Annotated in this window: 25 protein-coding genes; 4 read left to right on the forward strand and 21 right to left on the reverse strand. The window is 49.0% G+C overall.

The features are described 5' to 3' along the window. Nucleotides 1-60 precede the first annotated feature (60 nt). Both AGRI_RS10940 and AGRI_RS10945 read left to right on the forward strand, forming a co-directional pair. Nucleotides 61-1197 (forward strand): dicarboxylate/amino acid:cation symporter, encoded by a 1137-nt coding sequence (locus AGRI_RS10940; RefSeq protein ID WP_008606241.1) that lies wholly within the window; start codon nucleotides 61-63, stop codon nucleotides 1195-1197. Between the two features lie 57 nt (nucleotides 1198-1254). Then, nucleotides 1255-1506 (forward strand): DUF1289 domain-containing protein, encoded by a 252-nt coding sequence (locus AGRI_RS10945; RefSeq protein WP_008985002.1) that lies wholly within the window; start codon nucleotides 1255-1257, stop codon nucleotides 1504-1506. A 65-nt stretch (nucleotides 1507-1571) separates the two neighbouring features. Here AGRI_RS10945 and glmU read toward each other — a convergent pair whose 3' ends face one another. The 3 genes from glmU to AGRI_RS10960 form a co-directional block, all read right to left on the reverse strand. Next, the gene (gene glmU, locus AGRI_RS10950; protein ID WP_008985003.1) at nucleotides 1572-2936 is read right to left on the reverse strand and encodes a bifunctional UDP-N-acetylglucosamine diphosphorylase/glucosamine-1-phosphate N-acetyltransferase GlmU; all 1365 of its coding nucleotides are present in this window, start codon (nucleotides 2934-2936) and stop codon (nucleotides 1572-1574) included. 101 nt (nucleotides 2937-3037) lie between these two features. Beyond that, complete coding sequence (locus AGRI_RS10955) at nucleotides 3038-3922, reverse strand: TraB/GumN family protein (protein WP_008985004.1); 885 nt, start codon at nucleotides 3920-3922, stop codon at nucleotides 3038-3040. 41 nt (nucleotides 3923-3963) lie between these two features. Then, a complete protein-coding gene (locus AGRI_RS10960) occupies nucleotides 3964-4257 on the reverse strand; it encodes a hypothetical protein (RefSeq protein ID WP_008985005.1) in 294 nt (97 codons plus the stop codon). Nucleotides 4258-4551: 294 nt separating this feature from the next. On the opposite strand from AGRI_RS10960, the gene AGRI_RS10965 reads away from it, so the two are divergent. Next, entirely contained in the window at nucleotides 4552-6813 is a 2262-nt protein-coding gene (locus tag AGRI_RS10965) for a winged helix-turn-helix domain-containing protein (RefSeq protein WP_008985006.1), read from the forward strand. A gap of 50 nt (nucleotides 6814-6863) precedes the next feature. On the opposite strand, the gene AGRI_RS10970 is transcribed toward AGRI_RS10965, so the two are convergent. From AGRI_RS10970 to mioC, 18 genes are all read right to left on the reverse strand, one after another. After that, the gene (locus AGRI_RS10970; protein WP_008985007.1) at nucleotides 6864-8000 is read right to left on the reverse strand and encodes an ABC transporter permease; all 1137 of its coding nucleotides are present in this window, start codon (nucleotides 7998-8000) and stop codon (nucleotides 6864-6866) included. Beyond that, a complete protein-coding gene (locus AGRI_RS10975; protein WP_008985008.1) occupies nucleotides 7997-8731 on the reverse strand; it encodes an ABC transporter ATP-binding protein in 735 nt (244 codons plus the stop codon). The genes AGRI_RS10970 and AGRI_RS10975 overlap by 4 nt, the downstream gene beginning before the upstream one ends. Before the next feature lie 3 nt (nucleotides 8732-8734). Next, nucleotides 8735-10261 carry an alpha/beta hydrolase gene (locus AGRI_RS10980; protein WP_008985009.1) on the reverse strand — a complete coding sequence of 509 codons (1527 nt, stop codon included), beginning with the start codon at nucleotides 10259-10261 and terminating at the stop codon, nucleotides 8735-8737. A gap of 234 nt (nucleotides 10262-10495) precedes the next feature. Beyond that, nucleotides 10496-12439 (reverse strand): alpha/beta hydrolase family protein, encoded by a 1944-nt coding sequence (locus AGRI_RS10985; protein ID WP_008985010.1) that lies wholly within the window; start codon nucleotides 12437-12439, stop codon nucleotides 10496-10498. 161 nt (nucleotides 12440-12600) lie between these two features. After that, a complete protein-coding gene (locus AGRI_RS10990) occupies nucleotides 12601-13017 on the reverse strand; it encodes a F0F1 ATP synthase subunit epsilon (protein ID WP_008985011.1) in 417 nt (138 codons plus the stop codon). Between the two features lie 22 nt (nucleotides 13018-13039). Beyond that, a complete protein-coding gene (gene atpD, locus AGRI_RS10995) occupies nucleotides 13040-14425 on the reverse strand; it encodes a F0F1 ATP synthase subunit beta (RefSeq protein ID WP_008985012.1) in 1386 nt (461 codons plus the stop codon). A gap of 32 nt (nucleotides 14426-14457) precedes the next feature. Next, nucleotides 14458-15321 carry a F0F1 ATP synthase subunit gamma gene (gene atpG / locus AGRI_RS11000; RefSeq protein WP_008985013.1) on the reverse strand — a complete coding sequence of 288 codons (864 nt, stop codon included), beginning with the start codon at nucleotides 15319-15321 and terminating at the stop codon, nucleotides 14458-14460. Nucleotides 15322-15375: 54 nt separating this feature from the next. Beyond that, the gene (gene atpA / locus AGRI_RS11005) at nucleotides 15376-16917 is read right to left on the reverse strand and encodes a F0F1 ATP synthase subunit alpha (protein WP_008985014.1); all 1542 of its coding nucleotides are present in this window, start codon (nucleotides 16915-16917) and stop codon (nucleotides 15376-15378) included. 13 nt (nucleotides 16918-16930) lie between these two features. Next, nucleotides 16931-17464, reverse strand: a complete 534-nt coding sequence (gene atpH / locus AGRI_RS11010) for a F0F1 ATP synthase subunit delta (protein ID WP_008985015.1) — start codon at nucleotides 17462-17464, stop codon at nucleotides 16931-16933. 12 nt (nucleotides 17465-17476) lie between these two features. Beyond that, the gene (gene atpF / locus AGRI_RS11015) at nucleotides 17477-17947 is read right to left on the reverse strand and encodes a F0F1 ATP synthase subunit B (RefSeq protein ID WP_008985016.1); all 471 of its coding nucleotides are present in this window, start codon (nucleotides 17945-17947) and stop codon (nucleotides 17477-17479) included. Nucleotides 17948-17992: 45 nt separating this feature from the next. After that, nucleotides 17993-18226, reverse strand: a complete 234-nt coding sequence (gene atpE, locus AGRI_RS11020) for a F0F1 ATP synthase subunit C (protein ID WP_008985017.1) — start codon at nucleotides 18224-18226, stop codon at nucleotides 17993-17995. A 43-nt stretch (nucleotides 18227-18269) separates the two neighbouring features. Then, nucleotides 18270-19130, reverse strand: a complete 861-nt coding sequence (gene atpB / locus AGRI_RS11025) for a F0F1 ATP synthase subunit A (protein ID WP_008985018.1) — start codon at nucleotides 19128-19130, stop codon at nucleotides 18270-18272. A 14-nt stretch (nucleotides 19131-19144) separates the two neighbouring features. Then, a complete protein-coding gene (locus AGRI_RS11030) occupies nucleotides 19145-19525 on the reverse strand; it encodes an ATP synthase subunit I (protein ID WP_008985019.1) in 381 nt (126 codons plus the stop codon). Between the two features lie 130 nt (nucleotides 19526-19655). Beyond that, entirely contained in the window at nucleotides 19656-20531 is an 876-nt protein-coding gene (locus AGRI_RS11035) for a ParB/RepB/Spo0J family partition protein (RefSeq protein WP_008985020.1), read from the reverse strand. A gap of 25 nt (nucleotides 20532-20556) precedes the next feature. Then, complete coding sequence (locus tag AGRI_RS11040) at nucleotides 20557-21354, reverse strand: ParA family protein (RefSeq protein WP_008985021.1); 798 nt, start codon at nucleotides 21352-21354, stop codon at nucleotides 20557-20559. A gap of 28 nt (nucleotides 21355-21382) precedes the next feature. After that, nucleotides 21383-22012: a 16S rRNA (guanine(527)-N(7))-methyltransferase RsmG gene (gene rsmG, locus AGRI_RS11045; protein WP_040291858.1), complete on the reverse strand. Its 630-nt coding sequence runs from the start codon at nucleotides 22010-22012 to the stop codon at nucleotides 21383-21385. Between the two features lie 16 nt (nucleotides 22013-22028). Beyond that, nucleotides 22029-23918: a tRNA uridine-5-carboxymethylaminomethyl(34) synthesis enzyme MnmG gene (mnmG, locus tag AGRI_RS11050; protein WP_008985023.1), complete on the reverse strand. Its 1890-nt coding sequence runs from the start codon at nucleotides 23916-23918 to the stop codon at nucleotides 22029-22031. A 461-nt stretch (nucleotides 23919-24379) separates the two neighbouring features. Further along, complete coding sequence (gene mioC, locus AGRI_RS11055) at nucleotides 24380-24832, reverse strand: FMN-binding protein MioC (protein WP_008985024.1); 453 nt, start codon at nucleotides 24830-24832, stop codon at nucleotides 24380-24382. Nucleotides 24833-24994: 162 nt separating this feature from the next. Between mioC and AGRI_RS11060 the strand changes: the two genes are divergently transcribed. Further along, complete coding sequence (locus AGRI_RS11060) at nucleotides 24995-26776, forward strand: DEAD/DEAH box helicase (RefSeq protein ID WP_193353436.1); 1782 nt, start codon at nucleotides 24995-24997, stop codon at nucleotides 26774-26776. Nucleotides 26777-26818 lie beyond the last annotated feature (42 nt).

The following is a 26818-nucleotide window of genomic DNA, read 5'->3' on the forward strand; positions in this document are numbered from 1 at the left end:
TGGGGAACAACCAGGCAGAGCAACTATCGCTCTGGCAAACCATAATAACGAGAACCATCTATGTTACTGATCCTAAAATTAGTCGCCGGCATCGTGCTGGGGATGTTACTGGGGCTGTATGCACCACATTGGCTAACACAAATTCTGATCACCTTTAAAGCGCTATTTGGTCAGTTGTTATTTTTCACCATTCCATTACTGATCTTATTCTTTATTACCAGTGGTATCGCCGCCCTGCCGCGCAATTCGGGAAAACTATTGGGCCGCACTCTTGGTCTGGCCTATGTTTCGACTATTGCTGCCGGTGTACTGGCATTTTTGATTGCCGCCCTGGTCATTCCGATGTTGGCACCCGCAGCGGCCGATCTGGCGGGTACCGAAGGCGTCAATCTGGTGCCTTACATCGAAATGAATATCCCGCCGGTGTTTAGTGTGATGACCGCGCTGGCGCTGGCTTTTGTATTTGGTCTTGGCATTGCCAGTACCCGGGCCGTCGCTTTGCAACAATTATCGGATCAGGGTCGCGATATCATTCAGCTATTACTGAGTAAAGTAATTATCCCACTGCTACCGCTGTATATTGCCGGTGTATTCGCACAGATGGCCGCAGCCGGTACGGTTTTCGTCACCCTGAAAACTTTCGGCATAGTGCTGATTCTGGCTATATTGTTGCACTGGGCCTGGATTATTACTTTGTTTGTTATTGCCGGTATCAAAGCAGGCAAGTCGCCTTTTACGTTAATTCGCAATATGCTGCCGGCCTACTTTACGGCGCTCGGAACCATGTCCAGTGCGGCAACCATCCCGGTTTCGCTGCAAGCGACCAAAAATAATGGTGTTAAAGACGAAGTAGCAAACTTCTCAGTACCTTTGTGCGCCACTATTCATCTGTCGGGCTCCACCATTACTATCGTCAGCTGTGCTGTTGCCGTCATTATGATGAAGAGCAATCTGGAAATTCCCTCTTTGCTGACGATGATTCCGTTTATCCTGACTTTGGGCGTGGTGATGTTAGCAGCACCTGGCGTGCCTGGTGGCGCGGTCATGTCGGCAGTGGGGTTACTCGGCTCTATGCTGGGCTTTGGTGAAGGCGCTATTGCGCTGATGATAGCGCTTTATATGGCGCAGGATAGCTTCGGTACGGCCTGTAATGTCACCGGTGATGGTGCCATCGCAGTGCTGGTAGATAAGAGTTAAAGTCGTTGCTGGCCAGGGCTAACCCGGTCAGCTTATTTGGCTAAAGAAAAGCTTAAGATGATCGAATCGCCCTGCGTCGCCTGCTGTAAGTTAGACAGTGCCAAAGTCTGCATTGGCTGCTATCGGCATATCAGTGAAATTGTCGACTGGAACCGTCGTTCAGAGGCTGAGCTGGCGGCTATTATGCAGCAGGTGGCGGCACGTAAAATCCAGTATCAGCAGCAAGATCTGACACAACTTGCGACCAGTGCCATTACTCACGCAGAATGGCAGACCGCAAAACAAGCATCAAAACGATCACCAGACTAAGCCTTACGCAAAGCCAGTGCCGAGATAAAATTAACCCCACAGCTTGGTGGGGTTAATAACAATCATTATTTCTTGATTTTCACCGGCCGTTGCCAGCCTTCGATATGCCTCTGCTTAGCGCGGGCTACCACCAGCTCGCCATCGCCGGCATCACGGGTTAGCACTGAACCGGCGCCAACAGTGGCATTTACGCCAACCGTAACCGGTGCGACCAGTGAGCTGTTGGAGCCAATAAAGGCACCATCTTTAATAGTAGTAACAAATTTATTGGCACCGTCATAGTTACAGGTAATGGTACCAGCACCGACATTCACTTTGTCACCAATCACCGCATCACCAAGATAAGTTAAGTGGTTGGCTTTAGAACCTTTGCCCAAAGTGGTTTTCTTCATCTCGACAAAGTTGCCAACATGGCTATCATCCAGCATCACACTGTCTGGCCGCAGCCGGGCGTATGGGCCAACTGAGCAATCGCTACCCACAGTTGCTTGTTCAATCATCGAGTTCGGTTTAATTTCGGTGTTATCACCAATGCTACAGTCTTTTAGAATACAGTTGGCACCAATGGTCACGCCTTTACCCAGCACGACTTGGCCTTCAAAAATAACGTTGATATCGATCATCACATCGTTACCCACTGCAACGGTACCGCGCACATCAATCCGCGCCGGATCGCGCAGGTTAGCGCCAGCCAGCATTAACTCTTCCGCTTTGCGTTGCTGATAGGCACGCTCTAACGCGGCTAACTGCACCCGGTTATTGGCGCCCTCGACTTCCATCGGGTTTTGCGGCTGGGCAGTGGCAATCTCCACACCTTCGCTATGCGCCATCGCAATCACATCGGTCAGATAGTATTCGCCCTGAGCATTACTATTCGATAACCGGCTCAGCCAGCCTTTTAGCTGTTTACCCGGCAGCGCCATAATGCCGCTGTTTACTTCCTGAATTTTCAGCTGTTCTGGCGAAGCATCTTTTTGCTCGACAATACCGACGACTTTGCCGTTTTCCCGCACAATACGGCCATAGCCGGTTGGGTTCGGCAGATTAACGGTAAGAATGGCTAAACCATTAGCCGGTTTTGCTGCCAGCAGTTGCTGCAGGGTTTCCAGCCGGGTTAACGGCACATCACCATACAGTACTAATACGGTATCTTCGTCAGCGATATTCGGGATGGCTTGCGCCACTGCATGGCCGGTACCCAGCTGTTCGGCCTGTAATACCCAATGCAGTGGTTGCCCGCCCATGGCCGCTTTTAACGCCTCGGCGCCATAACCATACACCAGCTGCGGTTTAGCGGCGCCCAGCGCGCGGGCAGTATCAATCACATGCTGCACCATTGGCCGCTCGGCCACCTTGTGCAATACCTTAGGTAAATCCGATTTCATCCGTGTGCCTTTACCGGCGGCGAGAATAACGACGTTTAGTGCCATAAAAGAGTCCCTGTAATTCTGAATCTTAGCTTAGCGTTCTATTCTAAATGATCAGCATCCAGAATACAGGGGCAGGGTGAAGTTTTACTGAATAAGCCGCCTTATTTGACTTGCTCAACCTGATATCCGGCTTGCTGCAGCAACTCCAGTACACTGTGCTCACCCGCCAAATGACCGCTTCCGACCAACACTAACTCTTTCTGGTCATTGCCAAACATATTCTGAATTTGCGGCAGCCAATTTTGGTTCCGCGCCACAAACAGTGCTTGATATAAAATCGGATCCAGTTCGCGTGCTGGCTGCACCATCAAGTCATTCAATTCTTGCATATCACCGACTCTCCAGGCGCTGATAGCCGCAGAGAAATAGGTTTTAAAATCGCTGAATTGCTGCAAATTCATGGTCATAAACGCGTCTTCGTAGCCTTCACCCATATTGGCCAATAATTGAATTTGGCTTTCAACAGACTCGAGATAAGCCAGGGTTTTACCCTCAGCGCGGGCTTTTTTATCGAAGTAGGCATCAACCCCTTCACCCGCCATCTGTGACTTCATCAACTCCAAACCTAACATTTGTAACACGATAAAACCCGGCTTGTAGGCATCAAGCTGCTGCAATTGCACGCCATAAGGGGCAAAATAACTCGCAACCTGTTGATAAACATCACTCGACAGCACTGTCGACAGCCGACGTTCATCCTGATATGCCATAGCCTGCATCATGGCAGCCTGCAAGGCCGTATCATTCGGCTCAGGTAACTTGGTTTCCAGTACCAAAGTATCCGTAGCCTGATATGCAGTTTCGAATGCAGGCGGTAACGGAAACGCCGATTCCGGTAAAAAGTGGACGGTGCCGCCAACATAGAGATAATCATCTCCTTTGCTGACTTTCCAGAGCGAAGTTTCTGCCCAGGTTGTAGTGGAAATTAACACTGCGCCTAATAACAGCGCTAAACGGCCTGTTTTGAACAATGATTGCTGTTTCATTTTAAATTCCTTTACGTAATAGGGTGAGGGTGATTAACCAGCTAATTGCTGACAACCTGTTTTACTGCCGCCGCCAACTCAATCAGCGTTGACTGTACCTGGCTACGAACAGCAGTACTTAACTGCTGTGTAAAATCTTCAGTTAACTGTAACCGCAGGTCTGTCAGGTATGTCGTATCCGTTGCTTTGCGGGTTTCCTCCGGGGTTTCAACACTCGTTGTCGTTGTTTTAGCTGCGGCTGTTGTAGTTACCGGTTCATCAGCCATGGCAGCATTGCTCGTGAACAAAGTCAGCACTAAAAACAGATTGCAGATCGAGGTATTCGAAGTTTTCATATTCATTTCCTGTGTTGGCATTTCGATTATTTTCGGGTAATTAACGTTGGCCTTACTGCCGGCGCCTTACGCTGTTGGATACACTCTAGTCAGTACCGGACAACTTGTCGCTTATCAGAAGCTAAGCAATAGATTGCTAAGAAAAATAAGACTAATCACCTGTTTTATATAGAATAAATAAAACATTACGAAGATCTTATCCGGTACAGATAAGGTTTAAATTGCGCCTGGACTAGCCACGCCATCACAATTGAATTAAAGTTGCTACCCGCTATTAACAAAAAATGTGTTGGTATGGAAATTATACATTTGGGACCCTGGCAACTGAGCGTTGCCGATTATTGTCTGAGCGATCAACAGCAGCGGATTGAACTTGAACCCCTGTTATTTAAGTTGCTCCATTTTTTTGCAATCCACCCCAGACGTATTATCAACCGCCAGGAACTGGTTGAGGCCATTTGGCAGCAAAGCTATGTTGATGACAATGCAATTAATCGCGCTATCTCAGAACTGCGTAAAGTATTGCAGCATCCGGAGTTACCGGTTTCACCGATTAAAACGCACCATCGCAAAGGCTATAGCCTGCAACTGGATCCGCAGTACAGCAAGCAACAGCTTAAATCCGAAACGATGCCTGCCGTCCTGGCGCCAAAGATCGATTCGCAGCAACAGGACGCCAGCTCCACTAAAGTTGCCAGCCAACGCCCGGTTAAGACTAGCGCGTTTTATGCTGTTGTATTGCTGTTAATCATCAGTGCGGCCGGCGGCTATTTTTTCCTGTCTGCGCCAGAACAGCCGTCTGACAGCGAACCCAATATTGCGAATGAAGCTACAATTCAACCGGTGTCAAACAGACAACAACTGGAGATGCTAAACCGGCAAAAAGTCACCTGGTTTAAAGGCATTGAATCGCGTCCTTTGCTTTCACCAGACAAGTTATATCTGGCCTACAGCCATACCCTACCGAATAATCACGTGCGCACTATCGTGCGGAAACAAAGCAGTGTATTGGGTAGTGCACCACAAGAAATGATTATTGAAGATGACGCGCAGCTGATTTTTGCCCACACCTGGCAGCCACAGAGTCAGGTCTTACTAGTGCAAAAGATTAGTAAAGATGGCTCTGCCTGCACCTTTGAACGCTATAATTTCGCGACTTTCCCGGCGGCATCGGCCGAAATTGTCAGTCATTGTGAGCACTTAAACATTAGCCCGGCTCAACTCAGTCACGACGGCCAAACGCTATTTCGCGCACAGTCGACCAATGGTTTATTAACACCATCAGCTTTAGTCGCTGAAAACATAGCAACCGGGCATATCCAGTTATTGGCGGATGCGCCCACTTCAGGGTTTGGTGTAGCGATGCTGGCGCTGTCACCAGACGGTAAACACCTGGCTTATATCATGATGCCAGAATCGAACCACCCCGAAATTTATTTGTATTCCATTGAAAAACGAGAACAGCAAAGGCTAGCGGCGTTACCAGTGCCGATAGTGATTATGGGGCTGGACTGGTCAGCAACCGGCGACTACTTACTGATGCCGGCAACTAATGCGTTACTCAAACTGGATATTGCATCTAAAGCAATCACAACGTTAATCCTGCCACCAGACTTACAAGTGGGTGAGCTGTCACTGCTCAGTGACAATCAGGCCTATGTTTCGCCACTATCCTTCGGTTCTGCCATCCAGGGCGGTATGCACATTCTGCGGATTAGCGACCCCTTTAACCCTGAAAAAGCTAAAGTGAGCCCCTTTTCGGAAGCGGCCGGCAGTACCCATGAACTCATTTTTCATCCAACCGATCCGAAACAACTGGCCTTTACCGCAAACTGGAACGGCAACTGGCAGCTTTGGTTATCTGATGGTGAGCAGCACTATGTCGTCACTGAATTTAGTGACAGTGAAGCGATGATTGGCAGTCTGAGCTGGTCGCCGAATGGACGTTATATTGCCTTAACCCGCCAAGGCAATCTGTATCTTTATGATTTGCAATTAAAACAGCTGTTACAGAAAACGCAGAATAACGATATTGCGCAAACACTTTGGTTAAGCGACAACAGTGGCTTAATCGTCACCCGTATCCTGCAAGATAACCAGAATCTATGGCAGTTAGATTTACTCAGCGATAGCTTACAACAGCTGACTTTTATTGCCGGTGCCCAACCCCAGTATGACCACCAGGGTCAGTTACACTACGTAAGGGATGGTCAGATTTATCGCTATGTTGACGGTCGCCGCGCTGATTTGGCGCGACCAGAGCTTAACCCCGGCACCCTGTATCAGCAAAATCAATTATGGGGTGCTCAGTTACTTAGTTTTAGCTTTATGGGGCATTTACGGCGACAAGTTTTGGATACAAGCGGTAACTCATCGGCGTTTGAAACACAATTCCCCTATCAGTTTATGAGCCTTTATCCAAATCCGCACAACGCAGATGAAGTCTTTGTCACTATCTTTCAGCCGCCGGAAATGGCGCTGGAGTATATTGAATGGCAAACAACGGCGGTAAACGAGAGCAGCGCTGCAACACCGGTAAAACCGAAAACGCCTTAACTTTGGTTAGCAGACACCACGCCCGGAATAGCCGGGCGTGGTGTTTAACCTTACAGGCTAAATACCACCTTCTCACTTTTTAGTAGCCGGCTACTGGCATAGCTGCACACACCAAAAATCAGTAAGGTGATCACACTGGAAACCATTAACTGCGGCACTGGTATAACGGCACCTTTTAAAAACGCAATCATCGCTTGTTGTTGTGCCGCTATCGGCAACCACTGCAAATAATCATCAGCGATATTGTAGGTAGTGACCATACTCAGCACCAGCGGTACAAACAGTACCAGCGTGACGTAGGTTTGCGCTTCCTTAAACGACTTCGCCATAAATGACACCATCACTTGCAAACTCGCCGACATTAGCGCCAAAGGTAAGCCAACAACGATGGCAAACAACATAAAATCAAGATTCAGACTGATGCTAAAACCCAGTTGCTGCCATGGCACCATACCGTAGGCAAACTTAGATACCACCAGGATTAATAATAAACCGGCCATCGAGAAGCAGCTAATCGCAACCACCTTTGCCAGTACCAGTTGTAAGCTACTTAACGGTTGGCTTAACAATAGAGTTAATGAATTCCGCTCACGTTCACCGGCACTGGTGTCAATCGCCAGGTTCATGGCAGCATAAAACAAAGTCAGAATGATCGATAAGGTTGCCACACCAAGGAACATACCACCGCGAGAGTCCGGCGTTGCCTGATCGTGCATTTGCACATCGATCGCCTGCAGTAAATTTGGATCGATACCCCGCGCCAGCAATCTTAAGTGCGCAACTTCATTGCTATATTGGCTAAGAGCACGCTCTAACCGGCGAATTGCCGATTGCAGCCGGTCGTTAGAGCGATCCGCATCAATAATCACCACAGCCGGGCGCCCTTGCTGCATACTTTGCTGAAAATCAGTACTTAGCTGTAACCGGATAGCTTTAACTTTATCGCCCTCACCATGATTAATCTCTTTGCTTGCCAGATAGTGCACCAGCGCCGGTGCAGCTTCGGCGTTTTCAATAGTGATCTGCAGCTCGTCGGTTGAACTTAGCTGCTTCAGCAGTACTGAAAACAGTAAACACATTAAAATTGGCGTACCCAGGGCATAGTATAAACCGGCCATCACAGAGCGCTTATCACGGCTGGCATCTAATAGTTCTTTACGAAATAGAGTGTTAAATAACCTGATCATGCTGCAATCCCTTCATCTGTGCCAATTAATGTAATAAAAGCGTCTTCCAGGCTGTTCTTGCCGGTGCGCGCGCATAATTCTGCTGGTGAGCCCTGAGCCACCACCCGGCCTTTGGCCATTACGACCACCTGATCACATAAAGCTGCAACTTCCTGCATCACATGGCTGGAGAACAACACGCAATGGCCTTGCTGTTTTAAGGTCAGCAATAATTCACGCAGCACCCGGGTGCTCATGACATCCAGGCCTCGGGTGGGTTCATCCAGTACGATATTGGTGGGTTTATGCACTATGGCCTGCGCCAGCGCCGTTTTCATGCGTTGCCCCTGCGAAAAGCCCTGACAGCGGCGATCGGCTATCTCATCCATCCGTAACAAACTAAGCACTTGTGCCGTCGCCAGTTTTGCCGCCTGGCTGGACATACCGTTTAACTCTGCAAAAAACTGCACGTATTCGCGTGGGGTCAGCCGCTCATACAGCCCGAAGGGATCGGGAAAAAGCCCAATTTGCTGGCGCGCTTGTTGTGTCTGCCGCGCAATATCAAAGCCATCAATACTGGCGCTGCCGCTATCGGCTTTCAGTAAACCTAATAAGGTGCGTAAGCAGGTGGTTTTGCCGGCGCCATTTGGACCCAGCAAGCCGGTAATGGTGCCATTATCGGCATGAAAGCTCAGGCCATTCAGTGCTTTAACCTGGCCAATAGTCTTATATAAATCATTTACCCTAATCATCTGTTACTCCTGCTCTGCAGTTAACGACGCCACACCATTGGCGTTAGTAAAGAAAGGTTTGCGCAGTTCCTGATTCAGGCAACTGGCATCGAGATTTGCTGCCGACTGCTGATTGATAAACTGGCTAATCAGCTTGGGGGCACAGCTTTGCGACGCGACGATATGGGTGGCATGAGGCGCGACCAGATGGCGGGCATTCGGCATCTGACTCATGGCTAATTCTGCCCAAGCCGGAGGCGTGACAGGATCCAGGCCGCCCGAGAGTAACAGTACCGGTGTCGCGGTTTGCAGTGGCTGCGTATAAGCAACATCGACTGCCGGCGTTTGCCACACAGCGCAGCTGGCTTCAGCGCTCTGCATCCAGGTACGGCCTAAGTAGCTTTTGGCAAATTCAGCACGACTTTCTGCCGTCCAGAACGGCACATCTTCTGCACACACCACCGCGAAATTCACGCCAACAGAAAGCTGTTGCACGATGTCCTGCGACAACATCAGACCGACCAGGGGGCTGTAGTCACCCGCTAATGCTTGTTCAATGGTGTAGGGCAACAAAGCCCGGCTGTTGTTGCTGTATAAGGCAAATCGTATTGCCTGTTGCAGTTTGGCGCGGGTCAGGGTGAGATCGATTAAGGCAAAGGTGCGCGGATGACGGACCCGGGTGCTTACCGGTGCCGCATCCAGCTGTTGGATCAGTTGCTGCAATTGCTGGCGAGCACGCGGAAATTGCTGGTGGCATGTCTCTGATGCTTCGCAATAGGCATACAAGGCGGCAACAGAGGCATCGGAAGCGGCCCCTAAAGCGCCCAGGCTTTGATTAAAAGGTACCACGCCATCCAGAGTCGCTGTAACGACTGCAGCAGGGTATTGCCGCATATATTCCTGCGCCATCCGGGTGCCATAGGAACCCCCGTACAGATGTAACTTTTGGTAACCCAGAGCCTGCCTTACCGCCTCAAAATCGCTGGCAGCGGCTACCGTGGTGTAATGGTTAAGGTCGACCTGCAGTTTTTCTTTACAGGCCAGGGTGTCGGTTTTCGCCAGCGCAACGATATCTGCGGTGCTTTCATCAAATGCAAATTGGCTAACCAGATCCATACCGTCACATTGCAGTAGACCTGATTTGCCGGTGCCACGCTGATCGACCAGCAAAATATCCCGGTTTTCACGGGCATACCGCAAGGCCTGCGCAAAGACGGCAGCGGCATCGAATGCTGACTGTCCAGGTCCGCCGGCAAAAGCCAGCACAGCCTCTGTCGGGTATAGCGGCTTAATTGCCGGAATAATCGCAAAATGAATCGAAATCGTCTGATTCTCAGCATCTTTTACTGCTTTGATATTTAACGGTTGCTGCACCGTGCCACACAACAGACGGTCCGGCAGATCTTTGGCATAACAAGGTACAAGCTGCACCTTAGTTGGGTTTGTGGTGACGACACCAACCTCTGCTGGCGCAGCAAATAACGCCGAGCTAACCAAAAGCGGTAGCAGTGCGCTTGCTTGATAAAACCGTGATAGGACATGCTTGTTCATGGAGTTTCCCTGCATCTTATAGTTTGAATTTCGTCGACTCTGTTAGGTGGCATGAGCCACTGACCAACAAACTATAATGGCAGGAAACGATAGTGTCGCTTATCGAACACTTAGCAATTTATCGCGAACATAAAATCACTAAACCATTGATTTTAAATAGCGGAAAATATTATCTAAATCTTATCACGAAAAAAAGGGAGCCTGCTGGCTCCCTCGGTATACGCTCATCTTGGTTTAATTAGCGGCGCGGCTATCGCCAATATATTTATCAAAGAAGGCCAGCATTTTTTCCCAGCGCTCTACGTTATTCTCTGGTTTATAAAAGCCATGACCCTCTTTTTCTTTTACCAGCCACTCGAACGGATGATTGCGCTTTTCTAACTCAGCCCGTAAACGGTCGGCATGAATAATCGGCACCCGTTGATCTTCCTTACCATGGATAATAAATACCGGAGCCTTAAGTTTATCTAAGTGCTTAATCGGTGACTGTGCATCTAACCGCTGTTGATCACGGCCAATTGCCATTTCCAGATAGTTAATACCGCTTTTGCGTTGTGGAATATCGCCATCGGTATACATCAGATTCAGATCAAAGACCCCAACAAAACCGACGGTACATTTATACAAATCCGGTTCCCGCACGGCGCTCATTAAGGCGGCATAACCACCGTAGGAGCCACCGTAAGCGCATACGCGGTTTTGGTCTACGATACCCTCTTTAACCAGATGTAACACACCATCGGTCATATCATCGATCATGGTGGTACCCCAGTTTTGATAGCCTGCCTGTAAGAAACTGCGGCCAAAACCACCCGAACCGCGGAAGTTAGGCTGTAAAACAGCATAACCGTGTTGTGCCAGCACCTTGGCATCACTATCGTAATCCAGATAGTCACGCGGACCATGCGGACCGCCGTGCGGTAGCATAATCAGTGGTAGATTTTTTGCCTCTTTATTGTTAGGTAAAGTAAGAATGGCATGAATATCCAGGCCGTCACGGCTCTTATAGAAAATCGCCTGGGTTTGCGCTAATTGTTCGGCCTTTAACCAGGGGCTGGCGTTAAGCAAATAACTCAGTTGCTTGTTTTTAATATCATAGATATAAAACTCGACTGGATGGTTGGCTGATCTTACGGAGAGTATGGCCAAACTGTTATCCTGGGTACCTGACGTAATGCTGATTCGACGACCAGGGAATGCCGCCCTTAAGGCTTGTAAATTTGCACTAAACTCCTGATCTTTGACATCAGCAAAAAACACTTCGTCATAAATATCATAGTCGTATGCTGCGCCTATCACCTCATTAATCAGACCATTACGCAGACTAAAAATGGGGGCAACATCGACTTTTGGATGATGCGCCAGTACTTCTTCCTGACCTGTTTCAGGATTAAAAATACTGATCGCCTTAGTATCCGTCTGCGTGTCGCTGGTACCCAGGATGCGCACATTATCCGCCATAAAGCCTATGGGTTGGAAACTGCCATCGCGTTGCCCATAACGACGTAACGTTTGCCAATCACTACGCTCATCTTTACGGTACATCATCACCATTTCATTGTCGTTGTTCTGGTCAACACCAACAGCAATACGGGCGACACCATTAGCATCAGTTATCATACCCGACGAACGCATCGGCGCTCTGGCAATCTGGCGAGTACGGCCATTTTCAATATTTAAGCGTTTTACCAGACTAAATGAACCGCGACGATTTGGTGTTGCAGTGACAATTAATACAAAGTTCTCGTCCTCAGGCAGATAATTAATAATAGTCGCAGCATCTTTTTCGTGGTCAGCGCGATAACCGGTCAGCATTCTGGCATTACTGCCATCGGCATTGACGGCGAATAACTCACCGGTCGCAACCGGCGATTCTAAGGCGCCAATATCCCGTACTATCGTTAATAATAACCGTTCGGCATTCGCCCAGTTAATGGTGCCTATTGAGTCTCTACCGCTGAAGTGGCGTACACTGATAACCTGATTAGTCTTAATATCAATAACTTGTAGATAAACATTACCTTCTTCGCTGCGGCTGGTAGCAGCAAGATATTTACCTGTAGGCGAGATTTTTATTTCCAGAAACTGTGGCTGTCTGGCATAGTCGGCCAATGTAAGCGACTGAGCCGTAGCCGCAAACTGCCAACATAAAAGTAATACTGCGAGTAAAGCGCGCATTGTTAGTTATCCTATTTATCCTGTGTTGTTATTTACTGCTTATCGGTAGCAGTTTTACTATAAAGAGGTTTACTAACTGCGACAAGTTGTGAACAGCAGGAAAATAGCGTTTTGAGCATAAAAAAAGCCACCCTGAGGTGGCTTTTTTAGCTTACGGAAACTTATTTTTTGCGCATTTTCTGAATAACGCGCAGCTGGGCAATGGCTTCCGCCAGTTGCGCCGCCGCTTCGGCGTAATTAAAGTCAGCGCTGGCATGCTGCATGGCTTCTTCAGCACGTTTTTGTGCGTCTAAAGCAGCCTGCTCATCTAAGTCTTCGCCACGTACCGCAACATCGGCCAGCACCGTAATGGTGTCGGGTTGTACTTCAAGTACACCGCCGGCAACATAAATCAGATGCTCTTCGCCAAATTGTTTTACGATACGGACCATGCCAGGTTTCAGGGTGGTCAGTAACGGGGCGTGGAAAGGTAAAATACCCAGCTCGCCCTCACTGCCTGTGACCTGCACGGATTCGACAAGGCCGGAGAAGATTTTTTCTTCGGCACTTACTACATCCAGTTGCACTGTCATCGCCATCTCGCTCTCCTAAAGCCTGAACTTACAGTTTCTTCGCTTTTTCGATCGCTTCGTCGATTGAACCAACCATGTAGAAAGCCTGCTCTGGCATATGGTCATATTCACCGGCCAGGATGCCTTTAAAGCCACGGATAGTTTCTTTCAGCGGTACGTATTTACCTGGTGAGCCAGTGAATACTTCAGCAACGAAGAATGGCTGTGACAGGAAACGCTGAATTTTACGCGCCCGGTATACAGTAGTACGGTCTTCGTCAGACAGTTCATCCATACCCAGAATGGCGATAATATCTTTCAGCTCTTTGTAACGCTGTAATACTGACTGCACACCGCGAGCGACTTCATAGTGCTCTTTACCGATAACCAGTGGATCTAACTGACGAGAGGTAGAATCCAGTGGGTCGATCGCCGGGTAGATACCCAGAGAAGCGATGTTACGGCTCAGTACAACGGTCGCATCTAAGTGCGAGAACGTCGTTGCCGGTGACGGGTCAGTTAAGTCATCCGCAGGTACGTAAACGGCCTGGATTGACGTGATAGAACCGGTCTTAGTTGAGGTGATACGCTCTTGCAGTACACCCATCTCTTCCGCCAGTGTTGGCTGGTAACCTACTGCTGAAGGCATACGGCCTAACAGCGCAGATACTTCAGTACCGGCCAGGGTATAACGGTAGATATTATCAACGAAGAACAGTACGTCACGGCCTTCATCCCGGAATTTTTCTGCCATGGTTAAGCCGGTCAAGGCTACACGCAGACGGTTTCCAGGTGGCTCGTTCATCTGACCATACACTAACGATACTTTATCCAGTACGTTAGAGTCTTTCATCTCGTGATAGAAGTCGTTACCTTCACGGGTACGCTCACCTACACCGGCGAATACTGAGTAGCCGCTGTGCTCGATCGCGATGTTCCGGATCAGTTCCATCATGTTTACGGTTTTACCTACACCGGCACCACCGAACAGACCCACTTTACCACCCTTGGCGAACGGACATACCAGGTCGATAACCTTGATACCGGTTTCCAGCAGGGCGTTTGAAGCAGCCTGATCTTCATAGCTTGGTGCAGCGCGGTGGATAGACCAACGCTCTTCTTCACCGATTGGGCCAGCTTCATCGATTGGCTCACCCAAAACGTTCATAATACGGCCCAGTGTGGCTTTACCCACCGGAACCTGAATTGCTTTACCGGTATTCACCACGGCAGTGCCGCGACGTAAACCGTCAGTAGTACCCAGTGCGATAGCACGAACCGTACCGCCACCCAGCTGTTGCTGAACTTCCAGCACCAGACCTTTCAGGTCACCGTCGGCAACGTTTAACGCGTCATAGATACCAGGTACCGCATCTTGTGGAAAATCGATATCCACAACGGCGCCAATGATTTGGACGACCTTACCTTGACTCATGATGTTTCCTCAATTTTGCAAAACTCTTTACCTTAGCCTACAGCTGCCGCACCTGCGACGATTTCGCTAAGCTCCTGGGTAATCGCGGCCTGACGTGCTTTGTTATACACCAGCTTCAGGTCGTCCATCAGGTTACCGGCGTTATCGGTTGCGGCTTTCATCGCCACCATCCGTGCTGCCTGTTCACTGGCAGAATTTTCAACTACGCCCTGGTAAACCTGTGATTCGATGTAGCGAGTCAGTAACATATCCAAAATTGGCTTTGGATCCGGCTCGTACAGATAGTCCCAGTTATGCTCTTTTTGTGCGATGTCTGCTTTTGGCAGAGGTAACAGTTGATCGATCACTGGCTCTTGCTTCATGGTGTTAACAAACTTGTTGTACACCAGGAATAAGCGGTCAATCCGGCCTTCGTTAAATGCTTGCAGCATTACCTGGACCGAACCAATCACATCTGCCAGACGTGGTACGTCACCTGAACCCGGTTGCGCAGCAACCACTTTACCGCCAAAACGCTTGAAGAATGCAGTGGCTTTGTTACCGATCACGGCAAACTGAGCGTCTACATTTTTATCTTTCCAGCCTTTCAGCTCTGCAGCTACTTTTTTGAATTCATTGGTGTTCAGGCCACCGCAAAGACCGCGGTCGGTTGAGATGACGATATAGCCAACGCGCTTGATTTCCCGCTCCGCTAAATACGGATGGCGGTATTCCAGCGTGCCTTGCGCCACGTTACCGATCACTTTGCGCATACCTTCAGCGTATGGGCGAGTTGCAGCCACGCGGTCCTGCGCTTTGCGCATTTTACTGACCGCAACTTTTTCCATAGCACTGGTGATCTTGCGAGTATTGTTAATACTCCCAATCTTACTTTTTATCTCTTTACCACCGGCCATGACTGTATCTCCGATTTATTCAACGAATGGGGTGGCACAGGCCACCCACATTGCTTACCAAGTCTGCGTTGCCTTGAATTTCTCAATAGCAGCTTTAAACGTAGACTCGATTTGGTCGTTGTAGTTACCGGTTTTGTCGATCTCAGCCATCAGCTCAGCGTGCTCAGCTTTCATGAAAGCGATTAAGCCGGCTTCGAAGTCCAGGACTTTAGCCACGTCTACATCTTTCATAAAGCCTTTTTCGATAGCGAAAATAGACACACCCATCTCTGCAACAGACATCGGGCTATACTGCAGCTGTTTCATCAGCTCAGTTACCTTCTGACCATGCTCTAACTGAGCACGGGTTGCATCATCCAGGTCAGAGGCAAACTGCGCGAACGCCGCCAGTTCTGAGTACTGGGCCAGGGCCAGACGGATACCGCCACCCAGCTTTTTGATGATCTTGGTTTGGGCTGCACCACCTACCCGCGATACCGAAATACCGGCGTTCACCGCAGGACGGATACCAGCGTTGAATAAGTCAGTTTCTAAGAAGATCTGACCGTCAGTAATCGAGATTACGTTAGTTGGTACGAACGCAGAAACGTCACCCGCCTGAGTTTCGATAATTGGCAGTGCGGTTAAAGAACCGGTTTTACCTGTTACGGCACCCTTGGTGTAACGCTCGACGTAGTCAGCATTAACGCGTGATGCACGCTCCAGCAGACGAGAGTGTAAATAGAATACGTCACCTGGGTAAGCTTCACGGCCTGGTGGACGACGTAACAGTAACGAGATCTGACGGTAAGCCACAGCTTGCTTTGACAGGTCATCGTATACGATCAGCGCATCTTCACCGTTGTCACGGAAGTATTCGCCCATAGTACAACCAGAGTATGGCGCCAGGAACTGCAGTGCCGCAGCTTCAGAAGCAGAGGCGACTACCACGATAGTGTGGCCCAGTGCACCGTGCTCTTCCAGCTTACGTACTACGTTAGCGATAGTAGACGCTTTTTGACCTACAGCGACATACACACACTTAACGCCAGTGCCTTTCTGGTTGATGATAGCATCGATCGCCAGCGCCGTTTTACCGGTCTGACGGTCACCGATCAACAATTCACGTTGACCGCGGCCGATTGGAATCATCGCATCAACTGACTTGTAGCCAGTTTGCATTGGCTGGTCTACTGATTGACGGTCAATAACACCAGGAGCAATTTTCTCTACCGGCTCATAGCCTGCAGCATCAATTGGACCTTTACCGTCAATTGGCATACCTAAGGTATTAACCACACGACCTAATAACGCCGGACCAACCGGAACTTCTAAGATCCGGCCAGTGCTTTTTACTTTAGTACCTTCTGTCAGGTCCGCGTACGGACCCATTACTACAGCACCCACTGAGTTACGCTCTAAGTTCAGTGCGATAGCATAACGGCTGCCAGGAAGCTCAATCATCTCACCTTGCATACAGTCAGCAAGGCCATTGATACGGATAATACCGTCAGTTACCTGAACGATAGTACCTTCGTTACGAGCTTCACTGACCACGTCGAACTGAGCAATACGACTTTTGATCAGTTCTGATATTTCTGTGGAATTCAGTTGCATTCTCTGTTCCCCATTAAGACTGCAGCGCAGTTGCTAAACGGTCCAGCTTACCGCGGACCGAGCCATCTATAACCATGTCGCCGGCTTTAATCAGCATACCGCCGACGACTTCCGGGTTAACGCTACAGTTCAATTTAACCTTGCGTGCCAAACGTTGCGATAATGCAGCTATCAGCTTGTCTTGTTGTGCAGTTGTCAGCGCAGTAGCAGAGGTTACTTCAACAGTAATTTCTTTCTCATACGCGGCTTTGTGTGCAACAAAGGCAGCTAATACTTCAGGCAACGCCAACAAGCGGTGATTTTCGGCCATGACTTTAACAAAGTTGCGGCCCTGCTCATTGAGTTGCTCACCACATACCTGGATAAACAGGTCGGCCTGCTTGTCAGCAGTGCCATGAGTACGCAAGTAGGCTTGCACCTGAGCGTCTTTTGCTACTTCAGCAGCAAACACCAGCATCTGCAGCCAGGCGTCCAGTGCATTCTGCTCTACAGCATAGTCAAAGGCCGCCTTTGCGTACGGACGAGCAATATTCGTCAAATCAGACATAGCTCATCCTCGTTACAGTTCTTGAACCAGTTTTTCCAGAATGTCAGCGTGAGCCGCTTCATCGATAGAGCGCTGCAGAATTTTCTCTGCACCGGCTACCGCTAAGGCTGCTACCTGCTTGCGTAAATCTTCACGTAAACGGTTGCGTTCAGCTTCCACTTCCGCTTTTGCCTGGGCCAGAATATTTTCCCGCTCGGCATTGGCTTTAGCGACAGCTTCGTCCAGCATTTTCGCTTCACGCTTTTTCGCTTGTTCGATGATTTCGGCTGCTTGTGCCTTGGCATCTTTTAACTGGTCTTTGGCTTTGTCCTGCGCTAAGGCAAGATCTTTTTCAGCCCGATCAGTAGCCGCCAGACCGTCTGCGATTTTCTTCTGGCGCGCTTCGATTGCATTACTCAGCGGTGGCCAGACGAACTTCATACAGAACAGTACGAAGACGATAAAAGCGATTAATTCACCGATAAGAGTGGCGTTTAAGTTCACGTCCGCTCCTCCTTAATTAGTTGTTCGACGTTTAAAAACCTTTAATTACATTGCGAACAACATGTACATGGCGATACCAACACCGATCATAGCTACGGCGTCGATCAGACCAGCAAGGATGAACATTTTAACTTGCAGTGACGGGGCCAGTTCTGGTTGACGGGCACAGGCTTCTAAGAATTTACCACCCATGTTACCGAAACCCAGTGCAGTACCGATAGCACCAAAACCGATTAACAGTGCTACTGCGATTAACTTAAGGCCTAATACTAGTTCCATTTTTCTCTCCGATATTTAAAGTAAAGTTAAAGTTTAAAAAAAATTAGTGATTGTCCGAACTGGCCATGCTCAGGTAAACAATGGTCAGCATCATAAACACAAAGGCCTGCAATACAATTACCAGGATGTGGAATACCGCCCAGACAAAGTGCAGAGGTAACTGCAGTAAGCCAATAGCACCGATCAGGATAAAGATCATTTCACCGGCGTACAGGTTACCGAATAACCGCAGTGCCAGCGAGAATGGCTTGGCAACCAGGGCAATCAGCTCCAGTAACAGGTTGAACGGGATCAGTACAATTTGCAGCGGTACGATTTTGGTGCTGAATGGGTGCAGTGTCAGTTCTTTCACAAAGCCCAATACACCTTTAATGCGGATTGAATAACCAATCATCAGCAAAAATACGCCAATTGCTAATGCTGCGGTCATATTGATATCAGTAGTTGGTACGATTTTCATGTAAACATCATGCGAATCCATACCAAAGAAGGTCGCGCCCACCCAACCGGCGAAGGCTGGCAGGAAGTCTACCGGCACCAGATCCATCAGGTTCATCAGGAAAACCCAGACGAAGATGGTCAGCGCCAATGGTGCAATCAGTTTGCTCTTGCCGTGGTAGGTGTCTTTAACGTTTGCCGCAACGAACTCGATGATCATTTCAATAAAGCACTGAAATTTACCCGGAACGCCAGTTGAGGCTTTTTTCGCCGCACTGCGGAACAGCATTAAAAATAAAAGGCCTAAGCCAATAGACCAAGCGAGCGTATCAATATGCCATGTCCAGAACCCGGCCTCACTACACGCTTTATTAAATGCCAGGCTACCGTCAACGGTACACATTTTTGCGTTAGTAAGGTGGTGCTGAATATGGCTGGATAGCGTTAACTCTTCACCTGCAGCCATGTTTCATCCCAATGTTAATGTTTAAAGAAAAAAGGTGCTGTCCATTGTGTCAGCAGAGTAAGCAAAAAACCGGTTAAAAAAGGCCCTGCCACGGTTTGCTCTTGTTGAAAAACTGCTGCACACAAGATTACTGTTAACAATACTTTAAACGACTGACCACGTAACATCGATGCCGCGATCAGTTCTGCTTTTTCTGCACCGCTATGTCGGAACGCAAAAAAAGCGAATACGAAATTCGCTACTACGGCAACCAAACCACCTTTAAAAGCTGATTTAGCCGCTGCCACGTCCAGCGTGGCCCAAAATATCAACGCTATCGTCAGCGCCACCAGCGCCTGAAATAACACCAGAAGATAAGCGCTTTTGCGCGTCTGTCCACTGTTTAATTCAGCCACTGAAATACCCCTTGTAACAGCCCGAACCGGGGTAACAAAAAACTTGCGAAAGTATACTTATTTACCCCTGATTTGCAACTAAAAGCGGCATAGACCAAGGTCTTGTCGCAATCTTGGTTAAAAATACCGGCTATTCATCCGACTGATGACCCAGTTTGTTTAAAATACCGTCTAATTCAGCCAGGCTGCTATAGCTGATAACCAGATTGCCTTTACCTTTTTTGTTGTAATCGATCAGCACCGGCGCCGCAAAACGCTCACTTAGTCGATGTTCCAGAGCCAGTACATCCGGGTCTTTTTCGCGCGGCGCTTTTTCCGGTAACGGCTCCAAAATACGTCTTACCAGATTTTCGGTATCACGCACCGTCAGCTGCTTGGCGGCTACCAGTCTGGCAGCATCCGATTGCGCATCACCATCCAGCGCCAGCAGTGCCCGGGCATGACCCATTTCGATATCGCCATGTTCCAGTAGTAGTTTGACATCATCATTCAGCTGATTTAACCGCAGCAGGTTACTCACCGCAGCGCGGGATTTCCCTACCGCGTCGGCAACTTGCTGATGCGTCAATTCAAATTCGGTTAATAGCCGCTGCAGTGCTACCGCTTCTTCCATAGCGTTCAGATCTTCGCGCTGGATATTTTCAATCAGTGCAATAGCAACCGCGGCCTCATCCGGCACATCTTTGATCAGACACGGGACTTCAGCCAGTTGCGCCAGTTGCGAAGCGCGCCAGCGGCGTTCACCGGCAATAATTTCATAGCGGTTTTCAGCCAGGGGCCGCACGACGATCGGTTGAATCACACCCTGGGCTTTGATCGAACTGGCCAGATCTTCCAGTGCATCCTGCGACATATCTTTACGTGGCTGATATTTGCCGGGTTGTAAAAATTCAACCGGGATCTGCTGTAATTCAGAACGCTCTTTGGCTGCAGCGACCGGGGCAGGTTTACCTGCCGTTAATAACGCATCGAGCCCACGACCTAAACCACGTTTTTTCAAAGACATGCGATTCTATTATCCTTATATGCGATTACTGGGCGACGGCACCGGTAACCGGCTTTTTCTTTTCAGAGCGGCGCAAGATTTCACCGGCTAACGCCAGATAAGCTTTGGCTCCAGTGGAGCTTTTATCGTAATACATCACTGGGGCACCGAAACTTGGCGCCTCAGCTAAACGAACATTGCGTGGGATCACCGCGCGGTAGACTTTATCACCAAAATGCTGCTTTAACTGCTCGGAGACGTCATTCGCCAGCCGGTTGCGTGGATCGTACATAGTACGCAGAATACCCTCGATTTTTAGCTCGGGATTAACAACTGAAGCCAGTTTATTAATGGTATCAACCAAGGCGGTTAAGCCTTCCAGGGCAAAATATTCGCATTGCATCGGTACCAGCACACTGTCTGCCGCCGACATGGCATTGACCGTAAGCATGTTGAGCGACGGCGGGCAATCGATAAAAATAAAGTCGTAACTGTTCTTGTAAGCTTTCAGTGCATTGCGCAAACGCAGCTCGCGGGCAAATACGTCCATTAAACGGACTTCAGCCGCGGTCACATCAGAGTTCGCGCCCACCAGGTGGTAACCACCAGAGGTGTCTTTGACGACCACTTCAGCCAGCGGTTTTTCATCGACTAATAATTCATAAGCGGTGGCAGCAAGTTCATATTTGTCGACGCCACTGCCCATAGTCGCGTTGCCCTGTGGATCCAGATCGATTAACAGCACTTTGCGTTTGGTTGCAGCCATGGAGGCAGCCAGATTCACCGCCGTCGTAGTTTTACCTACTCCACCTTTCTGGTTTGCTATTGCGATGACTTTGCCCACGGTGTCCCTCGTGCTGATCAGACGTAACCTATTCGGATTTACTTAGTACCACCAGATGACGCTGTGCATCCAGTTGTGGTACCTGCAAATTATGGATGGCGTCTACTTTAACAAAATCCGGCAAAGCTGCAATTTCTTCTTGCACGGCAGCGCCTTTCATGGCGAAAAAGCGCCCATTCGGCGCGGGTAAGTGTTTACACCAACTCAGCATATCATTTAGCGAGGCAAAAGCCCGACTGATCACCCCGTCATAACCCAGCACCGGCTGATGATTCTCTACCCGGCTTTGGATTGGCGTAATATTTTGCAGCTTGAGCTGCATTTTTACCTGATTTAAAAAGCGGATCCGTTTGCCCAGACTATCAAGCAGGGTAAAATCTTTATCCGGATAATAAATGGCTAACAAAACGCCGGGTAAACCCGGCCCGGTGCCGACATCAATAAAACGCTGTCCGGTAAGGTAAGGTGCGACCACCAGGCTATCTAACACATGCTTAATCAGCATTTCTTGTGGATCGCGAATTGAAGTCAGATTATAAGCACTATTCCATTTATCCAATAACGCAACGTACTGTACACATTGCGCCAGTTGCGATTCTGATAAATATAAATCTGTTTGCGCGACCAGCTTACGCAGGGTAGTTAACAACTCAGCCATAGATCCTTAATTCCGCTTAAGCGGTTTTACGCAGTAAACCCTGCTTCTTCAGATAAACCAGTAATAATGAAATCGCTGCCGGGGTAATACCCGAGATCCGGGATGCCTGGCCTACTGTTTCCGGCTGAGTTTGATTTAACTTAGTAACCACCTCATTTGACAGGCCTTTAACCTGACTGTAATCAAACTTAGCCGGTAAGCGGGTTTCTTCGTTACGCTGTTGTTTGACGATCTCATCCTGTTGCCGGTTGATATAACCTTCGTATTTGATCTGGATCTCAACCTGCTCTGCCGCTACCGGATCCGCCAGTACCGGGCCTAAGCTATCAATGGCCAGCAGCTGCTGATAAGTGACTTCCGGCCGACGGATCAGTTCTTCCAAACTGGCTTCGCGAGTTAAGGGGGTTTTAAGCAGCGTATTAACTGCTGCCAGTGCCGAATGTTGTGGATGGATCCAGCTCTGGCGTAAACGTTGCCGTTCCAGTTCTATTTGTTCCATTTTCTGGTTAAAGGCTACCCAGCGGATATCATCAACCAAGCCCAGTTCGCGGCCCTTGGCAGTTAAGCGGGCATCAGCATTATCTTCACGTAACATCAGCCGGTACTCAGCACGGCTGGTAAACATCCGGTACGGCTCTTTGGTACCCAAGGTGGTCAGATCGTCAACCAATACGCCGAGATACGCCTGATCGCGGCTTGGCGACCAGCCATCCTGCTCTTTGGCGTAAAGCGCAGCGTTAAGTCCGGCTAATAAGCCCTGAGCACCTGCTTCTTCATAACCGGTTGTACCGTTGATCTGGCCGGCAAAGAACAAGCCTTTAATAAATTTGGTTTCCAGCGTTGCTTTAAGATCGCGCGGATCAAAGAAATCATACTCAATGGCATAGCCTGGCCGGGTGATATAGGCATTTTCCATACCTTTGATTGAACGCACGATCGACAGCTGCACATCAAAAGGCAAACTGGTGGAAATACCGTTTGGATAAAGCTCGTGTGTGGTCAGTCCTTCCGGCTCGATAAAGATCTGATGTTTATCTTTATCGGCAAAACGCATGACCTTGTCTTCAATAGATGGGCAATAACGTGGCCCTATGCCTTCAATGACACCGGTATACATCGGTGAGCGATCCAGATTATCGCGAATGACCTGATGCGTCTGTTCGTTGGTGTAGGTAATAAAACAAGGGATCTGTGTCGGATGATCGCTATGCTTGCCTAAAAATGAGAATACCGGAGTAGGGGTATCACCAGGCTGAGCTTGCATCATCGAAAAATCGACGGAGCGGGCATCAATGCGTGGTGGCGTGCCGGTTTTCAGGCGATCTACCCGAAATGGCAGTTCCCGTAAACGTCTGGCCAAAGCGATAGAGGGTGGATCGCCGGCACGGCCACCGGCAAATTGCTCTAAACCTATATGGATCTGGCCACCAAGGAAGGTTCCTACTGTTAATACCACAGCTTTGGCTTTAAAGCGTAATCCCATCTGGGTAACGACGCCTGTTACCTGATCCTGTTCAACAATCAGATCGTCACAGGCCTGTTGAAAGATCTTCAGGTTTGGTTGATTTTCCAGTATTTGACGAATTGCGGCGCGGTATAACTGGCGATCGGCCTGGGCGCGTGTAGCTCTTACTGCCGGGCCTTTTGAACTGTTCAGGGTACGGAATTGGATCCCGCCTTTATCAGCAGCAATCGCCATAGCGCCACCTAAGGCATCAATCTCTTTTACCAGATGGCCTTTACCAATACCACCAATGGCCGGGTTACACGACATTTGACCCAGAGTTTCAATATTATGGGTCAGCAATAAAGTAGACAAACCGGTGCGTGCTGCAGCTAATGCGGCCTCAGTACCGGCATGGCCACCACCGACGACGATCACATCAAAAGTTTCCTGATACAGCATTGTTGCCTCGATCTGTTACCAATAAAAAACAGGGCACATATTGTAGCTTGATCCGGTGGAGAGGGAAATGGCTAAAACCAGATCTGGATCCGCCTTAATATATATAGGATCTTTTTAGATCTTTTCTGTTATTACTCTTATTAAGCAAGGGTTTTATGGTGGATAAGGCTATTTTCTTTAAAAGGATCATAAGGTTAAATAGGATCAGATCCTGTGATCAAGCTTGGATCTAACCTGATCTAACAGGTGGGTAAGATCCTGTTTTATCCACAGCTGGTGGGTTTAATAAACTTATAAATTGGATAAATACAGCTTATACCTTGGTAAAATTCTAAGTTATCAACATTGCGTTAAGTTAAGATCATTAACTGTGGGTAAAGTGAGGATAAGAGGATCATAAGATCGGCAACGCCAGTATTTGACTGCCTTTGCCGGATCCATTGCTTGGCACTTGATCAGGCTTAATCCTGGCGGATGCTGGATAAACTGTTGATAAGTTGTGGTAACCAGGCGAGCGCCTGATCTTCTGGTAATTCTGGATCCTGAGCATCGATATTTAGCCCGGGTAATAAGCAGCGAGCGCCTTTTGCAGCCAGTAAAGCGGCGATTTTCGCCCCTGCCAGACAAAAAGTATCGTAACTGGAATCACCTAAAGTGATCACAGCATAAGAAAGTGTGGTAAGATCGCCCTGATCTTGTGCTAATTGATCCGCAAAGGGTTGAATATTATCAGGCAGATCTCCTGCGCCATAGGTGGATGTAATCACTAACCAGATAGCATGCTGGTTTAGCTGATTGAGTTCGGGTTTCAGATGCGTTGTAACGTCATAGCCCGCTTGTACCAGTGTTTCAGCAACTTGTTCTGCCACATATTCCGCTGCGCCCATTTGGCTGCCGACGAGGATTTCGATCATTTGTGCCTCTTGCCAGTGAAATGATTGGCTATACTACTGGAATAAAATTGAATAACGCTAGCGCTGTTTATTCGATTTCGCGTTTTTACTGCATTGCAGGCATAGTAGAAACGACAATTGCACGACCACTGAGCCTGCGTGTTATTGAGGTTAAAACAAAGTATGTCTGACTCTATGTCATTTTCCCAGCTAATGCTGCCGGAGCCCCTGGTACGTGCTGTCACCGAACTTGGATATGAAACCGCATCGCCAATTCAGGCGGCTGCCATCCCCAAATTATTAGCTGGCGAGGATGTCCTTGGCCAGGCGCAAACCGGTACCGGTAAAACCGCCGCCTTTGCCCTGCCATTATTAGCCCGGTTAGATCCGGCGCAAAACGATCCACAAATTCTGGTGTTAGCACCAACCCGTGAGCTGGCTATTCAGGTCGCAGAAGCCTTCCAGGCTTATGCCCGTTATATGCCTGCTTTCCATGTATTGCCTTTATATGGTGGTCAAAGCTATACCAATCAGTTGAAATCACTGAAACGTGGTTCACAAGTTATTGTCGGTACACCGGGCCGGATCCTGGATCACCTGGATCGCGGCACCCTGAAGCTGGATAAGCTACGTGCCATCGTGCTGGATGAAGCCGATGAGATGTTGCGGATGGGCTTTATCGATGATGTGCAAACCATTATGGATGCGACACCTGCTGGTCGTCAGGTGGCGATGTTCTCGGCGACAATGCCAGCTCCGATTCGCGCCATTGCCCAGAAGCATCTGACCAATGCCGAAGAAATTAAGATCGCCTCGAAAACCAGCACCGTGGAGCGCATTGAACAGCGTTTTGTGTTACTGGATGCTAATCAAAAGCTGGATGCGTTGACCCGGGTACTGGAAGGCGAAGAGTATGATGCCAGTATTGTGTTTGTGCGCACCAAAAGCGCTACTGAAGAAATTGCGGAAAAGCTGGGTGCCCGCGGCTATGCCGTTGCCTGTTTAAATGGTGATATGAATCAGGCACACCGGGAGCAAACCATCCGTCGCATGAAAGCCAGTCAGCTGGATATTATTGTCGCTACTGACGTGGCGGCCCGCGGTCTGGATGTGGAACGGATCAGCCTGGTAGTGAACTACGATATTCCTTATGACAGCGAAGCCTATGTACACCGTATCGGCCGTACCGGTCGTGCTGGCCGTGAAGGTAAGGCGATTTTGTTTGTATCGCCACGCGAGCGTCGTTTACTGCGTACTATTGAATATGCGACCAAGCAGCCGATCGAGCAAATGAACCTGCCAACTGGTCAGGTGATTGAGCAAAAACGTATTGAGAGCTTCCGCGCCCAGTTAGCCCAAACGATCGAAACCCAAAACCTGAGTTTCTTTACCGATCTGATTAATGATTGGCGCGATAAGCTGGAAACCTCAGACGCTGAATTAGCTGCGGCACTGTTATATCTGGCGCAGAAAGATCAGCCGCTGAATGTGGCGAACAAATTTCCTGAATTGCGCCAGCCGCACGCCCGTGCTGAGCGTAACGACCGTCCAGGCGATCGTCGTGATCGTCCGGAGCGTAGCTTTGGCGACCGTCCGTCCGGTGACCGGCCAGAGCGCGGTCCGCGTCAGCGTCGCGAGCTGCAGGGCGATTACAATACTTACCGCATTGAAGTGGGTAAAGAGCATGGCGTTCGTGCCGGTGACATCGTGGGTGCTATCGCCAACGAAGCCAATATTGATAGCCAGTTTATCGGTAACATCAAATTGTTCGACCATTTCAGTACCGTTGAGCTGCCGGCGAATATCCCGAATGAGATTTTCCAGCATCTGAAAAAGGTGTATGTGCGTAAGCAAAAGCTGAATATTACCGTCGATACTGGTGCTGCACCGGCTGGTGAACGCCGTTCCGGCCCCGGCCCGCGTCCGGGTGCAGCGCCACGGGCTCCACGCAAACCGCGTGAATAAACATTTTGCGATAACGTAACTGTTCAAGCCCCGCCTGCCGGG

Source organism: Alishewanella agri BL06 (genome assembly GCF_000272005.1).
Taxonomy (GTDB): Bacteria; Pseudomonadota; Gammaproteobacteria; order Enterobacterales; family Alteromonadaceae; genus Alishewanella; species Alishewanella agri.